Source organism: Allorhizobium paknamense, assembly GCF_030815125.1.
Lineage (GTDB): Bacteria > Pseudomonadota > Alphaproteobacteria > Rhizobiales > Rhizobiaceae > Allorhizobium > Allorhizobium paknamense.
The window spans coordinates 45,690-65,119 of record NZ_JAUSWH010000019.1 but is presented as its reverse complement, the minus strand read 5'-3'; the positions used below and the strand labels follow the sequence as shown (position 1 = coordinate 65,119).

Annotated in this window: 19 protein-coding genes and 1 riboswitch; of the genes, 9 read left to right on the top strand and 10 right to left on the bottom strand. The window is 59.7% G+C overall.

Annotated elements, in window-relative coordinates; genetic code table 11:
- Positions 1-142 precede the first annotated feature (142 nt).
- The 5 genes from QO005_RS21150 to QO005_RS21130 all read left to right on the top strand — a co-directional run bounded on the left by QO005_RS21150 (position 143) and on the right by QO005_RS21130 (position 5,261).
- Entirely contained in the window at positions 143-1,318 is a 1,176-nt protein-coding gene (locus QO005_RS21150; protein WP_370878128.1) for an acyl-CoA dehydrogenase, read from the top strand.
- Positions 1,319-1,327: 9 nt separating this feature from the next.
- Positions 1,328-2,473, top strand: coding sequence for a CaiB/BaiF CoA transferase family protein (locus tag QO005_RS21145; protein ID WP_307159997.1), 1,146 nt, complete (start codon positions 1,328-1,330; stop codon positions 2,471-2,473).
- Positions 2,474-2,569: 96 nt separating this feature from the next.
- Positions 2,570-3,058: a nuclear transport factor 2 family protein gene (locus tag QO005_RS21140; protein WP_307159996.1), complete on the top strand. Its 489-nt coding sequence runs from the start codon at positions 2,570-2,572 to the stop codon at positions 3,056-3,058.
- Between the two features lie 265 nt (positions 3,059-3,323).
- A complete protein-coding gene (locus QO005_RS21135; RefSeq protein WP_307159995.1) occupies positions 3,324-4,379 on the top strand; it encodes a P1 family peptidase in 1,056 nt (351 codons plus the stop codon).
- Positions 4,380-4,394: 15 nt separating this feature from the next.
- Positions 4,395-5,261: a D-amino-acid transaminase gene (locus tag QO005_RS21130; protein ID WP_307159994.1), complete on the top strand. Its 867-nt coding sequence runs from the start codon at positions 4,395-4,397 to the stop codon at positions 5,259-5,261.
- Between the two features lie 123 nt (positions 5,262-5,384).
- On the opposite strand, the gene QO005_RS21125 is transcribed toward QO005_RS21130, so the two are convergent.
- The 6 genes from QO005_RS21125 to QO005_RS21100 form a co-directional block, all read right to left on the bottom strand.
- A complete protein-coding gene (locus QO005_RS21125; RefSeq protein ID WP_307159993.1) occupies positions 5,385-5,993 on the bottom strand; it encodes a thiamine phosphate synthase in 609 nt (202 codons plus the stop codon).
- Positions 5,990-6,763 carry a thiazole synthase gene (locus QO005_RS21120; protein WP_307159992.1) on the bottom strand — a complete coding sequence of 258 codons (774 nt, stop codon included), beginning with the start codon at positions 6,761-6,763 and terminating at the stop codon, positions 5,990-5,992. The genes QO005_RS21125 and QO005_RS21120 overlap by 4 nt, the downstream gene beginning before the upstream one ends.
- Position 6,764: 1 nt before the next feature.
- The gene (gene thiS / locus QO005_RS21115; protein WP_307160021.1) at positions 6,765-6,962 is read right to left on the bottom strand and encodes a sulfur carrier protein ThiS; all 198 of its coding nucleotides are present in this window, start codon (positions 6,960-6,962) and stop codon (positions 6,765-6,767) included.
- Positions 6,962-7,930, bottom strand: a complete 969-nt coding sequence (gene thiO, locus QO005_RS21110) for a glycine oxidase ThiO (RefSeq protein WP_307159991.1) — start codon at positions 7,928-7,930, stop codon at positions 6,962-6,964. The genes thiS and thiO overlap by 1 nt, the downstream gene beginning before the upstream one ends.
- A 1-nt stretch (position 7,931) precedes the next feature.
- Positions 7,932-9,749, bottom strand: coding sequence for a phosphomethylpyrimidine synthase ThiC (gene thiC / locus QO005_RS21105; RefSeq protein WP_307159990.1), 1,818 nt, complete (start codon positions 9,747-9,749; stop codon positions 7,932-7,934).
- A gap of 86 nt (positions 9,750-9,835) precedes the next feature.
- Positions 9,836-9,960: riboswitch (TPP riboswitch) on the bottom strand.
- Between the two features lie 29 nt (positions 9,961-9,989).
- Entirely contained in the window at positions 9,990-11,027 is a 1,038-nt protein-coding gene (locus QO005_RS21100; RefSeq protein ID WP_307159989.1) for a dipeptidase, read from the bottom strand.
- A 171-nt stretch (positions 11,028-11,198) separates the two neighbouring features.
- Here QO005_RS21100 and QO005_RS21095 point away from each other — a divergent pair, with 171 nt between their 5' ends.
- On the top strand, positions 11,199-12,695 hold the full coding sequence (locus tag QO005_RS21095; RefSeq protein ID WP_307159988.1) for a serine hydrolase domain-containing protein: 1,497 nt from the start codon (positions 11,199-11,201) through the stop codon (positions 12,693-12,695).
- 18 nt (positions 12,696-12,713) lie between these two features.
- On the opposite strand, the gene QO005_RS21090 is transcribed toward QO005_RS21095, so the two are convergent.
- The 3 genes from QO005_RS21090 to QO005_RS21080 form a co-directional block, all read right to left on the bottom strand.
- Complete coding sequence (locus tag QO005_RS21090) at positions 12,714-14,711, bottom strand: primary-amine oxidase (protein WP_307159987.1); 1,998 nt, start codon at positions 14,709-14,711, stop codon at positions 12,714-12,716.
- Positions 14,712-14,841: 130 nt separating this feature from the next.
- A complete protein-coding gene (locus QO005_RS21085; RefSeq protein ID WP_307159986.1) occupies positions 14,842-15,015 on the bottom strand; it encodes a hypothetical protein in 174 nt (57 codons plus the stop codon).
- Positions 15,012-16,451: an APC family permease gene (locus tag QO005_RS21080; RefSeq protein WP_307159985.1), complete on the bottom strand. Its 1,440-nt coding sequence runs from the start codon at positions 16,449-16,451 to the stop codon at positions 15,012-15,014. The genes QO005_RS21085 and QO005_RS21080 overlap by 4 nt, the downstream gene beginning before the upstream one ends.
- 39 nt (positions 16,452-16,490) lie before the next feature.
- Here QO005_RS21080 and QO005_RS21075 point away from each other — a divergent pair, with 39 nt between their 5' ends.
- Positions 16,491-16,661, top strand: coding sequence for a hypothetical protein (locus QO005_RS21075; protein WP_307160024.1), 171 nt, complete (start codon positions 16,491-16,493; stop codon positions 16,659-16,661).
- Positions 16,600-17,583, top strand: a complete 984-nt coding sequence (locus tag QO005_RS21070; RefSeq protein ID WP_307159984.1) for an AraC family transcriptional regulator — start codon at positions 16,600-16,602, stop codon at positions 17,581-17,583. Before QO005_RS21075 ends, QO005_RS21070 begins: the two co-directional genes overlap by 62 nt.
- A gap of 12 nt (positions 17,584-17,595) precedes the next feature.
- Here the strand turns inward: QO005_RS21070 and QO005_RS21065 are convergent, their stop codons facing one another.
- A complete protein-coding gene (locus QO005_RS21065; protein WP_307159983.1) occupies positions 17,596-18,297 on the bottom strand; it encodes a pentapeptide repeat-containing protein in 702 nt (233 codons plus the stop codon).
- Positions 18,298-18,723: 426 nt separating this feature from the next.
- Here QO005_RS21065 and QO005_RS21060 point away from each other — a divergent pair, with 426 nt between their 5' ends.
- Positions 18,724-19,311 (top strand): ANTAR domain-containing response regulator, encoded by a 588-nt coding sequence (locus QO005_RS21060; RefSeq protein ID WP_307159982.1) that lies wholly within the window; start codon positions 18,724-18,726, stop codon positions 19,309-19,311.
- The last annotated feature ends 119 nt before the right edge of the window (positions 19,312-19,430 follow it).

The window sequence follows — 19,430 nt, the reverse complement described above, 5'->3', positions numbered from 1 at the left end:
ACTGATATTTTTGTCAGAATGGAGCATTTCCAGGAAAAGTGTTTAGCGGTTTTCCTTCCGGAAATGCGTGAAAACAAAGACCGAAAGCGTTTCAGTGCAACACTCAAGCGCTTTAGGCCGAAGAGACGGAATGAGGTTGGCGATGAGCTTTGCGTGGAACGATCCCTTTTTGCTGGAAGATCAACTCTCGGACGAAGAGCGGATGATCCGCGATGCGGCAGCCGCCTTTGCCAAGGCTGAACTTCTGCCGCGCGTCGAGGACATGTATCTGCATGAAAAAACCGAGCGCGATCTCTTCCCCCTCATGGGTCAGGCCGGTCTGCTGGGCGTGACGCTGCCGGAAAAATACGGCGCGGCCAATGCCAATTACGTCAGCTACGGGCTTGTAGCGCGGGAGGTGGAGCGGGTCGATTCCGGCTTCCGCTCGATGATGAGCGTGCAGTCGTCGCTGGTCATCCACCCGATCTTTGCCTATGGCTCGGAAGAACAGAAGGACCGATATCTGCCGGGTCTCGTCTCCGGCGAACTGGTCGGCTGCTTCGGCCTGACAGAGCCCGATGCAGGCTCCGATCCCGGCGGCATGAAGACGCGGGCGGAAAAGATCGAGGGCGGCTACCGGCTGCGCGGCTCGAAGATGTGGATCTCCAACGCGCCGATCGCCGATGTTTTCGTCGTCTGGGCAAAGTCTGAGGCGCATGGCGGCGAGATCCGGGGCTTCGTGCTGGAAAAAGGCATGAAGGGACTTTCCGCTCCCAAAATCGGCGGCAAGCTGTCGCTGCGCGCCTCCATTACCGGCGAAATCGTCATGGATGGCGTCGAGGTGGGCGAAGATGCGCTGCTGCCCCATGTTTCCGGCCTCAAGGGCCCCTTTGGCTGCCTCAACCGCGCCCGCTACGGCATTTCCTGGGGCGTGATGGGTGCGGCCGAGGATTGCTGGTTCCGTTCCCGCCAATACGGCCTGGATCGCAAGCAGTTCGGCAAGCCGCTGGCGGGCATGCAGCTTTACCAGAAGAAGCTGGCCGACATGCAGACGGAAATCGCCCTTGGCCTGCAAGGCTCGCTCAGGGTGGGCCGCCTGATGGATGAGCATAAATTCGCGCCGGAAATGATCTCCATCGTCAAGCGCAACAATTGCGGCAAGGCGCTGGACATTGCCCGCATGGCTCGTGACATGCATGGCGGCAACGGCATTCAGATCGAATATCATGTGATGCGCCACGCCCAGAACCTGGAAACGGTCAACACCTATGAGGGCACGCATGATGTGCATGCCCTGATCCTGGGCCGGGCGCAGACCGGCATCCAGGCGTTTTTCTGAGCACCGCCCATGAGCAACGCCCCGCTGGCCGGTCTGAGGATCGTAGAACTTGCCCGCATTCTGGCCGGCCCGTGGATCGGCCAGACCTTTGCCGATCTCGGCGCGGACGTCATCAAGGTGGAAAGCCCGGAGGGAGACGATACCCGCAAATGGGGGCCGCCCTTCATCGATGACGGCGCGGAACGGTCTGCGGCCTATTTCCATGCCTGCAATCGCGGCAAGCGCTCGATCATTGCCGATTTCACCAGCGCCGAAGACCTTGAAACCGTACGCACACTGATTGCCACGGCGGATGTCGTAGTCGAAAACTTCAAGGTCGGCGGCCTGAAAAAATACGGGCTGGATTATCAGAGCCTGAAAGCGCTCAATCCGAAACTCATCTACTGCTCTGTCACCGGTTTCGGGCAGGACGGCCCCTATGCCGAACGCGCCGGTTACGATTTCATGATCCAGGGCATGAGCGGCATCATGGACCTGACCGGAGAACCGGATGGGCCGCCGGAAAAGATCGGCGTTGCCTTTGCCGATATTTTCACCGGGCTTTATGGGGTCATCGCCATTCAGGCGGCCCTTGCTCACCGACAAAAGACGGGGGAAGGCCAGTTTATCGACATGGCGCTTTTCGATTGCATGGCCTCGGTGCTGGCCAATCAGGCAATGAACTATGCCGCCTCCGGCATCGTGCCGAAGCGCATGGGTAATGCCCATCCGAATATTGCCCCCTACCAGACCTTTGCCGTCGCCGATGGCCATATCATCATCGCCTGCGGCAATGACGGGCAGTTTGCCAGGCTTTGCGGGGTGCTGGGCCTGACCGACCTGCCGGGTGATGCGAGATTCGCCACCAATGCCGCCCGCGTCGCCCATCGCGGCGATCTGGTCCCGCTGATGGAAGCGCGCACCCGGCAGTTTCTGCGGGACGATCTGCTCGCTGCGCTCGAAAAGGCGACCGTGCCCGCGGGCCCGATCAATAGCGTGGCTGACCTCTTTGCCGATCCGCAATTTGCCCATCGCGGCATGAAAATCGACGCAGGCGGCGTGCCGGGCCTGCGCACGCCGATCCGCTTTTCCAATGCTGACCTGGCAACGGGCCGGCGCTCGCCACGTCTCGGCGAGCATGGGGAGGAGATCAGGGCGGAGATTGAGCAGGGGTAGTTTCGAAAACCTGCCTATGGGCAGAATTTCTGCCGTCTTGCGCTGGTATTTCAGGCTTTTATCTCTGGATCAATATAGCCTCGAAGGAACCAAGCCATGAAACACCACCTCTTGTTTGCCGCCCTTGCCTTAAGCCTTGCCGGACCCGCGCTTGCGCAGGAGCCTGTCATCGGCGCTGCCGATCCCGATGCGCTTTTCACAAGCCCTGATCCGGTCTTGAACCGCAACAAGCAGACGACCTACAAGATCATCAAGGAGTTGCTGGAAGCCGGGCATTGGGACCGCGCCGATCAATATCTGACGGAGCGCTATATCCAGCATAATCCGAACGCCGCCTCGGGCCGCCAGGGCGTCATCGACTACTTCACCAAGGTGCTGAAGGTTGCGCAGAAACCGATCCCGGACAAGATGCAGACGAAGATCGTCTCCGTCGTTGCGGAAGGCGATATCGTCACCGTGGCCTATCCCCGCGAAGTGAAGGACCCAAAGGACCCCTCCAAGACCTACACGACCACCTGGTTTGACAGCTGGCGCTTCGTGGACGGCAAGGCCGATGAGCATTGGGACAACGCACTGAAGCCGTAAGCGTTTCGTCTCTCGCCCCGAATCCGGGAGGGGATGGCGCGAAATCGCCCTTCCCTTCCCGCATATTCGGCGTATTGTCCGCGCCGGAGTAATACGAAGAGTCATTGCAAATGACTCTTCGTATTGCCTTTTCGAATATCTCAAGCCTCTGACGCAGTTGAGATATTCGAAATTTCTTCAAGGCGAGGATGCGTTAGCATCTTCGAGCCTTGGTTTAAAAACGCGGCCTTCCGGAAACGGCAGGCTTCGAGACGGACGATGCAGCATGCAAAGACAACGCCTTCGTGAGCTTGGGGCCATCGGCAGCCATTATGCGCCGGGGCCCTTGAACGTCATCACCGATGTCGCTGGTGTGAAGGTCGGCCATATCACACTGATCGAAGGAGAGCGGACGCGCACCGGCGCCACCGCCATTTTGCCGCATGGCGGCAATCTCTTTCAGGACAAGGTGCCCGCTGGGCTTGCCGTGCTGAACGGCTATGGCAAATTTGCAGGCTCCACGCAGATCATGGAACTGGGCGAGATAGAAACGCCGATCCTGCTCACCAATACGTTGGCCGTTGGCCGCGCCATCGAAGCAATCAACCGGCATATCATGGCCTTTCCCGGCAATGAACGGGTCGTATCGCTGAATGCCGTGGTGGGGGAAACCAATGATTCCCGCCTGAACGATATTCGCGCGCCACGTCCGAGTGTGGAGGAAATGCTGGCCGCCATTGATGCCGCCCGAAGCGGTCCGATGGCGGAAGGCGCGGTCGGCGCAGGCACAGGCACTGTGGCCTTCGGGCTGAAGGGCGGGATCGGCACCAGTTCCCGGCGGGTGACGATCGGCAAGCATGACTTCATGCTCGGCATTCTGGTGCAATCGAATTATGGCGGGCATCTGCGCATAGACGGCAGGCCCTATGCGGTTGATTCAGCCCACGACCGAAACGGCTCCATCGTGATGATCGCCGCCACCGATACTCCTCTCTCCGACCGCAATCTGACCCGCCTTGCCGAACGCTGCTTTGGCGGGCTTGCCCGCACAGGGGCGGCACTGAGCAATGGCTCCGGTGATTATGCGCTGGCCTTTTCAACGGCAGAGGCCGTGCGCCGCACGCCGGAACGGCGCAAGGGCCTGCATGCCTATCCCGATCTTTCCAATGACGCCATCTCGCCCTTGTTCGAAGCAATGATCGAGGCCGCGGAAGAGGCCATCCTCAATTCGCTCACCATGGCCACGCCGATGACCGGCTTCAATGCCGCCAAGGGCAAGCCCTCAACGATTGATGTCCTTTCGCTGGAGGCCGTGCGCAAAATGCTATCCAAAACAGACTGACCATCAGGAGTTTCCATGTCCGCCCCTTCCCCGCGCATTGTCTATATCAACGGTGAATTTCTGCCGGAAACCGAAGCCAAGGTTTCCGTTTTCGACCGCGGTTTTCTGTTCGGCGATGGCATTTATGAAGTCACCGCAGTTCTGGGTGGCAAGCTGATCGACAGCGCTCTGCACATGGCGCGGCTGGAGCGCAGTGTGAAGGAAATCGGCGGTTTCCTCCCCGTTTCGACAGAGGAGATCGTCGCCATCGAACGGCGCTTGATGCAGGAAAACGGGTTGAGCGAAGGCCTGATCTATCTGCAATATACGAGAGGCGCCGAAGACCGCAATTTCCTCTGGTCGGAAGGCTTGCAGCCGACGCTGGTGCTTTTCACCCAGGCCAAGAAACTGGATCACAGCAAGATCCTGGAAAACGGCCTGAAGGTGAAGATCGTGCCGGACCAACGCTGGGAGCGCCGCGATATCAAGAGCGTCTGCCTATTGCCGCAGGTTCTGGCAAAGCGCATCGCCGCCGATGCCGGCTGCGACGAGGCGTGGATGGTGGAAGACGGCTTTGTAACGGAAGGCGCTTCCTCCACCGCCTATATCGTGACCGCCGACGGCAAGATCATCACCCGCGCCAACAGCAACACCACGCTGCCCGGCTGCACCCGCGCCGCCCTTTTGCAGGTGGCGGCGGAACAGGGGCTGACGGTGGAAGAACGCCCGTTCAGCGTCGAGGAAGCCTTTGCCGCCGTCGAAGCCTGCCTGACCAGCGCCTCGAACTTCGTGGTGCCGGTCACCAGCCTCGATGGCAAGCCGGTCGGCACCGGCAAGCCCGGCCCGGTGGTGAAGCGGTTGCGCGAGCTTTATATGGAAAACGCTCTGAAAACCGCCATTTAAAGCATGTCGCGCAAAAGTGTGGGGCGGTTCTGCGATAACGACATGCGTTAAAACAAGAATTTAAAGCACGTTGCATGAGGCTGATAAGCCGCAACGTGGTTTAAATCAGAATGCAGAGGCGGATTATTGCCTCTGCTTTTCCGTCGCAGCCAGCCATTGCCGCGTGCGGGCTTCCGGGTCTGCATGGCGGGTAATGTCGGTGACGACGGCGGCACTGTCAGCGCCATGGGCGAAAACATCCGCCAGCCGTTCAACCGTGACACCGCCAATGGCGACGAGCGGCAGGTTGCCGACCTTTTGCTTCCAGCTTGCAAGCCGGGGCAGGCCCTGCGGCGCCCATTTCATCTGCTTGAGAATGGTGGGCCAGATCGGACCGAGCGCCACATAATCCGGCCCCGCCGCCAGCGCCGTTTCAAGCTCGGCTTCGTCATGGGTTGAAAGGCCGAGCTTCATCCCGGCGGCGCGGATGGCCGTAAGATCGGCAAGGGCCAGATCCTCCTGACCCAGATGGATGTAATCGCAATCTTCCTCAATGGCGACCTGCCAGAAGTCATTGATGATCAACTGGCAGCCATGGGCAGCGCAGACGGCTTTCGAGCGGCGGATATGGGCGCGCAGTTCATCGTCCGTCACATCCTTCATGCGCAATTGCACCAGTTTGACGCCGAGCGGCACGAGGCGCTCGATCCAGTCGGCACTGTCCACGATGAGATAGAATGGATCGAGTCTCATGCAAAAACGCCCTTGCCAATAATGGGGGTGGAGGGAACCGCCATATCCCGCGGCTCCAGTGGACCGGCCTGAAAGGCCAGATGACCGGCTTCGATGGCCCGCGCGAAGGCTTCCGCCATCATTGCTGGATCGCCCGCGCCCGCCACGGCAGTATTGAGCAGGACGGCATCATAGCCGAGTTCCATCACCTGCACCGCATGCGAGGGACGGCCGATCCCGGCATCGACAATCAGTGGGATATCGGGAAACTCCGCCCGCATGGATTTGAGTGCCGCCACATTTTGCGGACCCATGGCAGAGCCGATCGGCGCGCACCAGGGCATCAACAGCTTGCAGCCTGCCTGTAACAGCCGCTCGCCCACCACCAGATCGTCGGTGGTATAGGGAAAGACCTCGAAGCCGTCATCGCAGAGAATTTTCGCGGCCTCGACCAGTTGGAACACATCAGGCTGCAGCGTGTCGTGATGGCCGATCAGTTCCAGCTTGATCCAGTTGGTGCGAAAAACTTCGCGTGCCATTTTCGCCGTCAGCACGGCTTCGGAAACGCTGTGGCAACCCGCCGTATTGGGCAGGATATGGACGCCGAGCTCGCGGATCAGCTCGAAAAAAGCCCCTCCCGCCTTGCCGCCCGCCGTTTCCCGCCGCAGCGAAACGGTCACGATTTCCGTGGCCGAGCGGCGCACCGCCTCCGCCAGAATGGCAGGCGATGGATAACGCGCCGTGCCAAGCAGCAGCCGGGATGAAACCTGCCGGTCATAGAGTGTCAGCATGTCAGCCTCCCTGCATGGGAGCGAGGATTTCCACCCGGTCTCCCGCCTTGAGCGGCCAATCGGCCCGCTCCTCGCGATGCACCAGATCACCATTGACGGCGGTGGCCAGCCAGTCGCCCTCATAGTCCAGCGCGGTCAGCAGGTCAGCAAGGGTTTGGGCGGCGCAGTCCTGCGCCTCGCCATTGACGATCACGCGGATCATGCGCTTTTCCTCCGGTCATTGACGTTCAGCTTTGCGGCCAACTGCCGGGCCATGGCAGGGGCCAGGAGAAAGCCGTGGCGGTGCATGCCCGCAATAGCAAAGCCTTGCTGGGTTTCCACCACACGCGGCAGGTTATCGGCAAAGGCAGGGCGGATGCCGACGCCGGTTTCCACCACGCGCGCCTCGCCGAAAGCCGGATGCAGGGCATAGGCAGCGTTGAGAAATTCCATCAGCGAACGAGCGCTGATCGGGCCATCGTCCTCCGCCTCGATCATCGTTGCCCCCACCATGAAGCGATGGCCCGCACGCGGAACGATATAGATTGGATGGCGCGGATGCAGTAGGCGGACAGGCCGCGACAGCGTTACCTCCGGCGTTTCCAGATAGATCATTTCCCCGCGTACGCCGCGCAGGCCGGACAGGTTTTCCATGGCGGCAGCGCCCGTGCAGTCGATGGTGCAGGCGTAGCGGCCTGCCGGTTCGACTCCAAAATGGAAGCGAATACCCCTGCCGAGAAGCGCCGTATAAAGCCCTTGCAACGCCTTGCGCGGGTCAAGATGCGCTTCTCCCGCGAAAAACAGACCGAGGCGGAAGCGGCCCTCCAAAGCCGGTTCGAGATCGGCAATGGCCGCCGCGTCCAGCCAGTCATGACCCGAGGTGCGGCTTGCGAAGCGCTTCAGATCGCTCTGGTCGCGTTCGGTCGAAAGCACCAGTGTTCCTTTGCGCATCACCTGACCGGGGAGCGCCTTGTCCCACCAATCGGCGGCGGCGAGGCCCAGCGTCAAAACCGCTTCTTCCGCCGCCTCCCGCTCGCACCAGGGCGCAAGCATGCCTCCCGCATAATGGGAAGCACCATGACCAACCTCAGCGGATCGCTCGTAAACCTCCACCTCGATGCCTTGCGAAACCAGCTCAAAGGCGGCGGTGAGGCCGGCAACGCCGGCCCCCTTGATCAGAACGGTCATCTTATTCTCCGGCGTTCGGCACCGGCATGTAAAGATCGCCGCCTTCGCGATATTTCGCCGCCATGGCCTCCAGCCCCTCCTTCTGCGCCTCGGCGCGGATGTCATGAGAAATGCGCATGGAGCAGAATTTCGGCCCGCACATGGAGCAGAAATGCGCGACCTTATGCGCTTCCTTCGGCAAGGTCTCGTCATGGAAGGAGCGCGCGGTATCCGGGTCGAGCGACAGGTTGAACTGGTCTTCCCAGCGGAACTCGAAGCGGGCCCGCGACAACGCATCGTCCCGCACCTGGGCCGCCGGATGGCCCTTGGCAAGATCGGCGGCATGGGCCGCGATCTTGTAGGTGATGACGCCGGTTTTCACGTCATTGCGGTCGGGCAAGCCCAGATGTTCCTTGGGCGTGACATAGCAAAGCATGGCCGTGCCAAACCAGCCGATCATGGCGGCCCCAATGCCGGAAGTGATGTGGTCATAGCCCGGAGCAATATCCGTGGTCAGCGGTCCGAGCGTATAGAATGGCGCTTCGCCGCAGGTCTTCAACTGCTTGTCCATGTTCTCCTTGATCTTGTGCATGGGAACATGGCCGGGACCTTCGATCATCACCTGACAATCCTTGGCCCAGGCAATCTGCGTGAGTTCTCCCAGCGTTTCCAGCTCGGCAAACTGCGCGGCGTCGTTGGCATCGGCAATCGAGCCGGGGCGCAGGCCGTCGCCCAGCGAGAAAGACACGTCATAAGCGCGGCAGATGTCGCAAATTTCCTCGAAATGCTCGTAGAGGAAGCTTTCCTTATGGTGATGCAGACACCACTTCGCCATGATCGACCCGCCGCGCGAGACGATGCCGGTGACGCGATTGACGGTGAGCGGAATATAGGCAAGCCGCACGCCGGCATGGATGGTGAAGTAATCCACCCCCTGCTCCGCCTGCTCGATCAGCGTATCGCGGAACACGTCCCAGGTGAGATTTTCGGCAATGCCGCCAACCTTTTCCAGCGCCTGATAGAGCGGCACCGTACCGATCGGCACCGGCGAATTGCGGATGATCCACTCACGGATATTGTGGATGTTGCGGCCCGTGGAGAGGTCCATCACCGTATCCGCACCCCAGCGGATGGCCCAGACCATTTTTTCCACCTCTTCGGCCATGGAGGAGGTCACGGCGGAATTGCCGATATTGGCGTTGATCTTCACCAGAAAATTCCGGCCGATGATCATCGGCTCGCTTTCCGGGTGGTTGATGTTGGCGGGAATGATGGCGCGGCCGGAAGCCACTTCCTGGCGCACGAATTCCGGCGTTACATAATCCGGGATATGGGCGCCGAAGCTTTCGCCATCCCTTTCCAGTTTCTCTTTCGCGGCCTTGCGTCCCAGATTTTCGCGGATGGCGATGAATTCCATTTCCGGGGTGATGATGCCGGCGCGGGCGTAAGCCAATTGTGTCACGGCCTTGCCGGGCCTGGCGCGCAGCGGCTGCTGAAGCGCGGGAAATTCCGGTGTCAGCTTGTCGCCCTGGGCAAAGCCGTTGTCTTCCGGCTTGACGATGCGGCCCTGATAAGCCTCGACATCGCCGCGCTTCAGGATCCAGTCGCGCCTGAGCTTCGGCAGACCGGCATCGATGGAAATGGTCGCGGTCGGATCGGTATAGGGGCCGGATGCGTCATAGACATTCACCGGCGGTTCGCCAGAGGTGGGGTGCAGCGCGATCTGGCGCAGCGGCACGCGGATATCCGGATGCAGTTCACCGGCAATATGAATTTTCGTGGAGGCAGGAAGCGGACCCGTGGTGACTTCAGGGGTGGGGAAGGAAGGGGCAATATTCATTTTCGAGGCTCCAAATTGGTTTGGAGACCCAGTCATGACCGCCGGAATGATGAAATGACGCCGTCAAACCCTTTACGGGTATAAAATAATCAGCGCACGCACCGTCCCTACGCCAGTATGAACTGGATCAGGTTCAACGGGTCACCGCGCTGCGTGATTGCTCACGCCCAGCGGAATCTCAGCCCCTTGCGGGACACCCCTGGTGAATGGCCAAATGGTAAGCCCTGAAAAGCCCTCCCGTCAAGCGCCCCAGCTGCGCTCAAGCACCGAGAGCCAGTTGCCGTGGCAGATTTTCTCAACGCTTTCAGCGTCAAACCCACGCGAAACAAGGCCATCGGCAATCAGCCTCAACCCCATCACGTCGCGCATGGCGGCGGGAATGGTGGTGCCATCGAAATCCGAGCCCAGCGCGACATGGTCGATCCCCATGCGGCTCACCAGATAGTCCACGTGATTCAGCAGGATATCCACCGGCGTCTCCGGGTTTTTCACCCCATCGTCCCGCAGGAACAGCACGCCGAAATTCACCCCGACAACGCCCCCCGAATCACGAATGGCATCAAGCTGCCGGTCCGTCAGGTTCCGGCTGTGCGGGCATAAGCCATGGGCATTGGAATGGGTGGCGATCAGCGGCGCGGCGCTGAGTTTGGCGATGTCCCAGAATCCCTGCTCGTTCATATGCGAAAGATCGATGACGATCTTCAGCTCATTGCAGGCACGGACCAGATCCTTGCCCGCCTCAGTCAGTCCCGGACCGATATCCGGCGAAGAGGGGAAACGGAAGGGCACGCCATGGGCAAAAATATTCGGCCTGCTCCACACCGGCCCCAGTGAGCGAAGCCCCGCCTGATGCAGCACGTAAAGCGCATCGAGATCGGCGCCGATGGCTTCCACGCCCTCGATATGCAGCACCGCGGCAAAGCTCTGGCGCTCGAAGGCGGCACGAATATCCGCCGCCGACCGGCAAACACTGACACGGCCCGCAGACTGGCGTTCGATCTCGAACAGCAGCCGCGCCATGGCCAGCGTCTTGCTTAGCGCCTCCGGCTGGGCGGGCGGCAGAAAATTCTTCTCCGCGTCCAGCCCGGCAGGAGACGGAATGAAAATGGCGCAAAACCCACCGCCAAGCCCTGCCGACAAGGCCCGCGGCAAATCGATATGACCTTCGTCCTCCCCTTGAAGAAACCGCCCCACCGGATCCGGCTTGCCGGAATGCAGCAAGCGGAGCAGCGTGTCGTTATGACCATCGAAAAACAAAGGCTTTGCAGGGGAAGACATGGTTATTTCCTTTCATGCGGACCTTCTGTGTAACGGTGGCCAAGGCGCAGGAAAAGGAGAAAGTTTGAAGCCTTTTCCTGCTTCTCTGAACACATGGATTTTATGTGCAAACAGCATTGGTCATCGCCGCCAATGCTGCTAACGAAAGTCACACATCAGCGCAGGTGACGCATGACAAATGAACTGAACTGGCAAAAGGCGCAGGAAAAAGCGCAAGGCTGGGTATCCGCCTGGAAGGCGGAGGAACCCGGCGGCGCTGTGATCGGCTTCGACAGGCAGGGCATCCGCTTTGCGCTGGCAGGCGGCCTCGAAAGCCTCGCCACGCTTCAGCCCTTTAGCCCCGACAGCGTCGTGCGCTACGCTTCCGTCACCAAACATGCCTTCTGCTCCATGGTGCTGGCCAATCCTCACGCGATTGCGCTGGATGACAGGCTGGGCGATCACCTCACGGAATTGCAGGCCCCGCTGGCCGATGTCACCGTCGGTCGAGCACTGGATATGAGCGGCGGTCTGCCGGATACCCGCGAATGTCTGACCCTGCTTGGCCTCTCCGTCTATACCAGCACGGAAGCCAAACCGCTTCTCGACTTTCTTGCCCGCCAGACCCGGCTGAATTTCGAGGCGGGAACCGAGGTCTCCTATTCCAACACCGGCTACCGGCTGGTGGAGGCTGCCCTGGAGAGGAAGGGCCTGTTCTTCAAGGATTATATCCGCGCTGCCGGTCAGGATGTCGGGGCCACATTCGATGCGCCGGATGTATGGCACGATCCGGTGCGCGGCCTCGCACCCGGCTATTGGGATGATGGCCGGACATGGCAATTGTCGGCAGCGGGCCTGCACATTTCCGCCTCCGGCAGCATGACCGGCAGCGCCCTGTCGCTCACCCGCTGGCTGCAGGCGCTGCTGGTAGAAGAAAAAGTGCTGGGCCGTCTGGCCGAACGCCGCTTCCTGAAGAATGACCGGCCAAGCGGGTATGGCCTGGGCATTGCCGAAACGATTTTGGGAGAGCGCCGGTTTATCGGCCATGGCGGCTCGCATCCCGGCTACAAGACCTATTTCCTGCTCGATGCCGAAAGGAAGCTCGGCTTCGTCATCGTCTCCAACCGGGAAGACACCAATGGCTCGAAGATCGCCCAGGAGGCCATGGCAGCACTGCAAGACCTGCCACTGCCGACGCCCGCCGCCCTGCTGAAAGACGGGTTTTATCTGGCCGAAGACATTGCCTCCTGGATGGTCGTCAAGGGTGCCGCCGCCGCCGTTCTGGATGCGGAAGATGCGCTTTATGACGACGATGGCGGGTGGGTCTCCTCTCGCTCATCCACCTCACCTCTGCGGCTCACCATGGAGGGAGAGGCAATCGTGGGCGAAGTCGGCCATGCAGCACGGCGCTATCTGCCAATCTCGGATGAACCGCTCGATCCATCTTTCCATGGCCGCTGGGACAGTCCGGAAGGCGCAAGCCTGATCCTGGAAGACGGCGCGGTGACCATGGGCATCGGCCCCACCCGCCGCCGCATGCCGCTGAAAGCTCTCGGCCGGGACTGCTTCCTGTTCTGGCTGCAAGACGGCCCCTGGAGCAAGCGCGTGCTTTTGCATGTGATGGACGGGCAGCGGCTGGAATTGATCCTGAGCCGCGCCCGGATGATCGAGTATCATCGGGCGAATTGACGTCGCCCGAAGCAGGTCTCATGAGTGGCAGCAGCCTGACGTTTTCGTTTCGGCAAGCTCGGCGCCGCAGCAGTTTTCGCGGTTGTCGACGCTGTGGCCGTTCTTTTCCGGTGGCAGATCCATGGAAATATTGGAGGCAAAGAAGCCGTTGGGCTTGAGGGTAAAGCCCGCATATTCTACCGGCATGATCGGAAAATCCTCCGGCTTGCAGACATGGGTGTGGCCGAAGGAATGCCAGAGCACGAGGTCGGCGTTTTCGATGTTGCGGTTCTGCTGCACATATTTCGGCAGACCGTCGCCACCGGCATGTACATTCGGATAATCGCCGCTGCCGTATTTTTCCTTGGGATCGTAGGCCGTGACCCAAATGTGCTTTTTCGCAAAACCACCCCGTTGCGCAACAGTCGAGCCCTCCTGCGCCAGCATGACCGGTGAAGGCATGACCACCATCTTATAGCCCGGCGCCTTGCCGACCGAATTTTTCAGATTGGGGTTCTGTACCTTCCAATAGCGCCCGGTCTCGCCATTGGCGATGTTCGGGCTGTCCAGTTCGCGTTTCAGCACCTTGGCCGTGGTATCGAAAACGTTGCCGTAAGGATTGTCTTCCCCCCAGGGGCGAGGCACGAATTCATGCTCGGTCACGGTATTGCCGCCGCCGTCGATATCCATGTGCAGGCGGGCATTGAAGAAGTGCTGATGCGTCGGACCGCCGAGATTGTCATCCACCATGCCGCCCCAGCGATAGGTTTCTCCGCTCGCCACTGCCGCCGTCTGGATGATGCCGGTGAGCTTCGCTTCCAGCTGGATCGTACCATCCTGATAGAGATACCAGTAGAAGCCGTAGTCGTAATTGCCAACGGTGGCGAAGAAGGAAATCACCAGACGCCGCGAGCGGCGCACCTCGAAAATGCCATTGCGGAATTCGTAATGCTTCCAGAGGATGCCATAATCCTCCTCATGCATGCAGATGGCGTTTTTCATCACGAACGGCTGACCGAAATCATCGGCGGCAGGCACATCGAAGTAATGGATGTGGCCGAGGCAATCGCAGCCGAGTTCCAGACAATTGGCCAGACGGCCAAGACCATATTCGCCGGCATCGAAGGCGCTTTTCCAGTAGTGGTTTGCCGTTGGGTCGGCATAGGGCACCACCATTTCCGTGACCGAAGCCCGGAAGATGACCGGACGGATCTTTTCCCCCTCCTTCACGGAAAGCTCGTGCAGCACCAACCCTTCGCGCGAGGTGAAACCGACCCGGAAGCTCCAGCCCTGCCACTCCACTTTCCAGCCATCGACAGTGAAGCTCGGCCCTTCCGGCTGAACGATATTCAGCGGCTTCAGATCAGGCCGGGTCACGGGAAAGGTTTCGCGGCCATAATTGCGCTTCTTCTTCGGCACGGGAATGATCTTTTCATCATCCACCAGATCCGTCACCTGGTTCAGCGTCAGATCCACCACGGCCACAACGCCTTCGATGGGATGGGCGTAACCATTGTCGCGCTCATCGCCGCGCCAATAGGACACGGCACGGACGATACGCTTGCCGCGCTCGAAATCCCGCCCGAAATAACCGGAGGAGAAGGGATCGATCTGGATGAGCGGAATGTCCTCGTCCGTAATACCGCGCTTCTTGACGGCGGCGATCCAGCGCGGATCGTTTTTGACGATGGCCTCGACCGCTTCAAACTCGCAGAGCATGATCGGCGGCTGGCCATAGGGCATTTCGTCCAGGGGCAGGCGCTCATGCGCCGTGACCATACCGTCAGAGAGATCCACCAGGGACTCATAGGCCTCGCCGGTGACGAGATCCAGCGACAACAGGAAGGCGAGCCTCGGCAGCCCATGACCGGCGCGATAGGCGGCAAGCGCTTCCTTGCCGGGCTCCTCCAGCCGGATGATGGGGAAACGCACCGTCTCGGCCAGATCCTTTTCCGCCTTCAAAATGGCGACGGCACGGGAGATTTCAGTGAGGCTCAATGGATCGAGCGGATAAATCGTGGTGACCAGGGCATCCATGGTTCGACCTTTCTTTGATAGCGTATTCCGAGCGTTTCAGTGTTTCGCGGAAGCACTGAAACGCTCCAACTCTTTGTTTTTAGGCATTTCTGAAGAGAAGACCGTTTTCCCGTTTTCTCAGGACAATGCTCTAGCGGGAGGTGCAGATGTCGTCTGCCATGGCCATGCCGGAATGGATGCAGAAGACATTGCACAGGAGATGCGATTGGGCGGCAGCCATGAAGAGCGTGGCGGCCAGCAGGCTGGGCAGCATCCATGCCAGCAGCCGGTCGGAGCCTTGAAGAGAAGACGGGATGAAGGTCATTCGAAAGCCTTTCCAAGAGATGCATAGAGTTCAGGACGGGACTTGCTGAGTTGAAGAGCAAACGCCGCTCCCAGGAGGCCAACCAGCAGCATGAGATAGGGGAAGGCCTTGACGATCAGGCTTTCGGAGCCGGCCAGCAGCGAGAGATTGGCGATGACCAGCACCAGTGCGCCTAAAAGCCCCAGAAGCGACAGCGCGGGCGCGATTGTGCTGGTCCAGAGGCCATAGGTTTCGGGCATTTTGCGCAGGAAAAGAATGACGGCGAGAGAGACCAGAACCTGCACGGCGAGAATGCCAATGACCGCAAGCGCCGACATCCAGGAAAACAGCACCGCGTAGGGATCGACGCCCGCAATCACGAAAGCCATCAGCGCGAAGGCGGCAATACCGCTCTGTACCGCCCCTGCCACATGCGGCGAGCCATGAGTGACGTGCACCGCGCCCAGCGCCCGCAGGATCACGCCTTCCCGGCCAAGCGCAAAGAAATAGCGGTTGATGGTATTGTGGAAGGACAGGACGCAGGCAAACAGGCTGGTGATCAGCAGGAGATTCATCACCTGCACCGACCATTCCCCAAGCAGCGCGGCGGCGGCGTTGAAATAGAAGGTTTCAAGCCCTGCGGCGGCAACGGTCTGCACCTGATCAACGCCGTAATACTGGGTAATGGCCCAGGTGGAGAAGGCGTAGAAAACGGTGATCAGCAGCACCGCCACATAGGTGGCAAGCGGAATGGTCTTTTCCGGGTTTTCCGCCTCTTCGCCAAAAATCGCGGTCGCCTCGAAGCCGATGAAGGAACCGACCACGAATACCAGCGCCACGCCCAGCCCCGGTTGAAAGACCGTTGCGGGGGCAAAGGAGGTGACGTTCAGACCACCCGTGGGTCCGTGCGCCAGGATTGCGACATCCAGCAGCAGCAGAATGGCGATCTCGCCGGTCATGCACAGGCCCAGAATGGCTCCGGAAAAGGCGATGTTGCGCCGCCCACACAAAAATACCAGAAGCAACACCGCAAAAGACCAGAGGAACCACGGCAGGTTTACCCCCAGCGGCTGCATGGCGCCTGCCATGAACACGCCGAACAGGCCATAAACGGCAAGCTGCACGGCGCTGTAGGTTACCAGCGCCATCATCGCCCCGCCGATGGCGGCGGGCTTGCCCAGTCCCTGGGCGATATAGGTGTAAAAGGCCCCCGCGCCGCCGACATGCCGCCCCATGGCGGTAAAGCCGACGGCAAAGAGCAGGTAGAGCAGACCGGCCAGCACAAAGGCACCCGGAACGCCGGCGCCGTTCCCGAAAGCGAAAGCCGCGGGCGATGCGCCGACGACAGCCGTCAGCGGCGCTGCCGCCGCCACAACGAAAAAGACGATATGGGCAAGGCCGACGGAATTTTTTGCCAGTTTCCCATCGGAAATGGGCAGATCGGTTTCTAATGCCATGGGAACCCCTCTTTGGTTGATTTTCGTCAAAGAGTAGCCATGGCTTCTGGCATCGAAATTGCATTTTACGCCAATGTTTCGATCTTCCATGCCACCTTGAACCTGGCGGAGCGGCTAAATGGCAGTTGCATCTCCTTTGAGCAGCAAAATGCCGGCAATTGCCTCAATTCGCGCTTCTGTTCTGCTGCCCATCGTGCATTTTCTGGATAAGATCACCGGCAAGACCGACCTCCTGCTGGCCTCGCACGGCCTTCTGCGCAGCCAGTTGCAGGATCCTTACGCCGTGGTTCCGATGGCGCGCTATGTCGCCTTCTTCGAGGATGCGGCTCTGCTGGCCAGGGATCAAAGTTTTGGAATGCGGCTTGGCGCCACCTTCAAGGCCGCCGATATCGGCCCGATCGGCATGCTTTTTTCCCTCTCCGCCAGCATCCACCATGCCTTTCAGCGGCTCTCCAAATATGTGAACGGCATTCAGAGCGCCACCGCGTCGGGCCTGATGGAAGAAGGTGCGCATCTGGTCTGGGCCTATGATCTGGTCGATCCGGACATGTGGCCGCGCCGGCAGGAAAGCGAGTTCACCCTGGCAGCTTCCTGCCAATTGGTACGGTCCTGCTTTTCACGCAGCTGGAAACCGCTGGAAGTGCATTTCGAGCACGCAGCGCCCAGAGACCCTGCACCGCTCGAGCGGTTTTTCCGCGCACCGGTCCTGTTCGATCAACCGGGCAACCGGCTGATCATGGACAAGCAGGAGGCAGAAAAACTGCATAGACTCGAGGATATGGCGCTGATCGGCGTTCTGGAGCGGCATGTCGCCGATCTTTTGCGCGACAGCGGACAGGCCGAAAGCGTTACGGCCAAGGTACAGGCGCTGATCGCCATTTCGCTTGGCCATAAAAGCATTACCCTCTCCTCCATTGCCGCGGACATGAAGCTTTCGCCGCGGACCCTCCAGAGGAAGCTGGACGAGGAGGGCACCAATCTGCGGACATTGCTTCAGGAGCACCGGCAAGCCATTGCCGAACTGCATCTCTCCCAGGCTGGCAGCAGTCACAAACGCGCGGCGCAATCCGCCGGCTATTCCGATGCGACATCGCTATGGCGGGCACGCCGGCGCTGGCGTCAAAGCCAATGAGTAGTGGAGGCTTCAATCGGCCGGACAGGGCCAGCTGGCGGGCACCTTCAACCCCGGCGGCAGCTTGGTCGATTGATCGCCGCAGGCGAGATCGATCTGGTCCTGAATGAGACCGGTAGCTTGTGACAGATCGAGCCCTTCGATCCGCGTGCGGAACATGAAGGCATCCTCGAAATCCACGGGCTCCTTGATCACCGCATTCTGCAAGATAGCGCGGGAGAGATTGGCAAGCTTGAAACGGGCACCGGAGATTATGGCCTTTTCCATGTTCACGCGGCCAAGTTCCGCCTTGGTGAAATCGGTTTCCAACAGGCTGGCTCCGCTCAGATTGACGCGCTGCATCTCGGCGGCAATGAAACTCGCCTTGTCTGCCGTCAGCGATCCCATTTCTGCCCGATAGGCCTCGATGCGATCGAACTTGGCGCCCTCCGCCCGGGAATTGGCCAGCGAAGCCCGGATCAATGTCGCTTTTTCAAAATTCGCGCCACGCAGGCTGGAATTGGAAAGATCCGTCATGCTGAAATCGGCATTGTAGAGATTGGCATCATCGAAATCACTGCCGCCCAGCATCAGTTGCCGTTTGCGACAATCGGACCAATCCACCTTGGCCGCCGGACCATAGCGGCAATCGGCGGCAACGCCCACGCCCCGCAGAGCCGACAATGCGAAAACCAGTATCACGACAAGCCACAGAGCCTGTCCCCTCACCGCCATCAGATCGCTCCCCAACCGATGTTGATTTCCCTTTTACAGCGCCGTGCGTTTTATCAAACGCACAAGGACGCTGTAACACTTTTAATCTGCTGCATAATTTTCACCTTAAATCGGTTCCGATTTAAGGAATTATGCAGTAGTTGACCGAAGCTAAAGGATCATTCCCCGGAAAAACAGGGGGAAAGGGCAAATTATTGAAAAGAACTGGTAAACTGCATGCGAGCAGCCGGATCGAAGGTCGCTGCCTTCCTGTGTATAACCTGCCATTGCCCCGCAAGCAGGCGTCAAACGGCGACGATTTTCTGTGAAGTCAAGAAACTGATATTCCACAATTTTCAGCATATCGTCCGTGAGTTGCCCCTTTCCCCCGGCATCACGGTTGCAAGACAGATTGTCAACTCTGTCATGCTGGTTTAAGCCATCACCGTGACCCATGCCGAACTGACCATTCTTGTGATCGATGAAAACGCCATCCGCGCCTCGATTATCGAGGAGGGCCTGCGGGAGGCAGGGCATAGCCATGTCACCATCGTCCATTCCGTTCAGGGTATTGCCCGCACCATTGAGACGCTGTCGCCCGATGTGATTATCATTGATCTGGAAAATCCCAATCGGGATATGCTGGAGCATCTCTTCCAGCTTTCGCGCAGCATCAGCCGTCCCATTGCCATGTTCGTGGACCGGGCCGATACGCAATCCATCGCGGCGGCGGTGGAGGCGGGGGTTTCAGCCTATATCGTCGACGGGCTCAAGAAGGAGCGCGTCAAGCCGATCCTTGACATGGCGGTCATCCGCTTTCGCGCCTTTGAAAAGCTGCAACGGGAACTGGCGGAAGCGCGCAATGCGCTGGAAGACCGCAAGGTCATCGAACGCGCCAAGGGCATCTTGATGAAGCTGCGCGGCCTGTCCGAGGAGGAGGCTTTCGCCCTGATGCGGCAGACGGCCATGAACGAGAAAAAGAAGCTGGCGGAGATTGCCCAGAGCGTCGTTACCGCCGCCGGCCTGTTGATGTAACGGGGCTGATACGAACGGTCATTGAAGATGACCGTTCGTACTCCCCTTTCGAATATCTCAAGCCATTGATGCATTTGAGATATTCGAAATTCTTTCAAGGCGAGGATGCGTTAGCATCT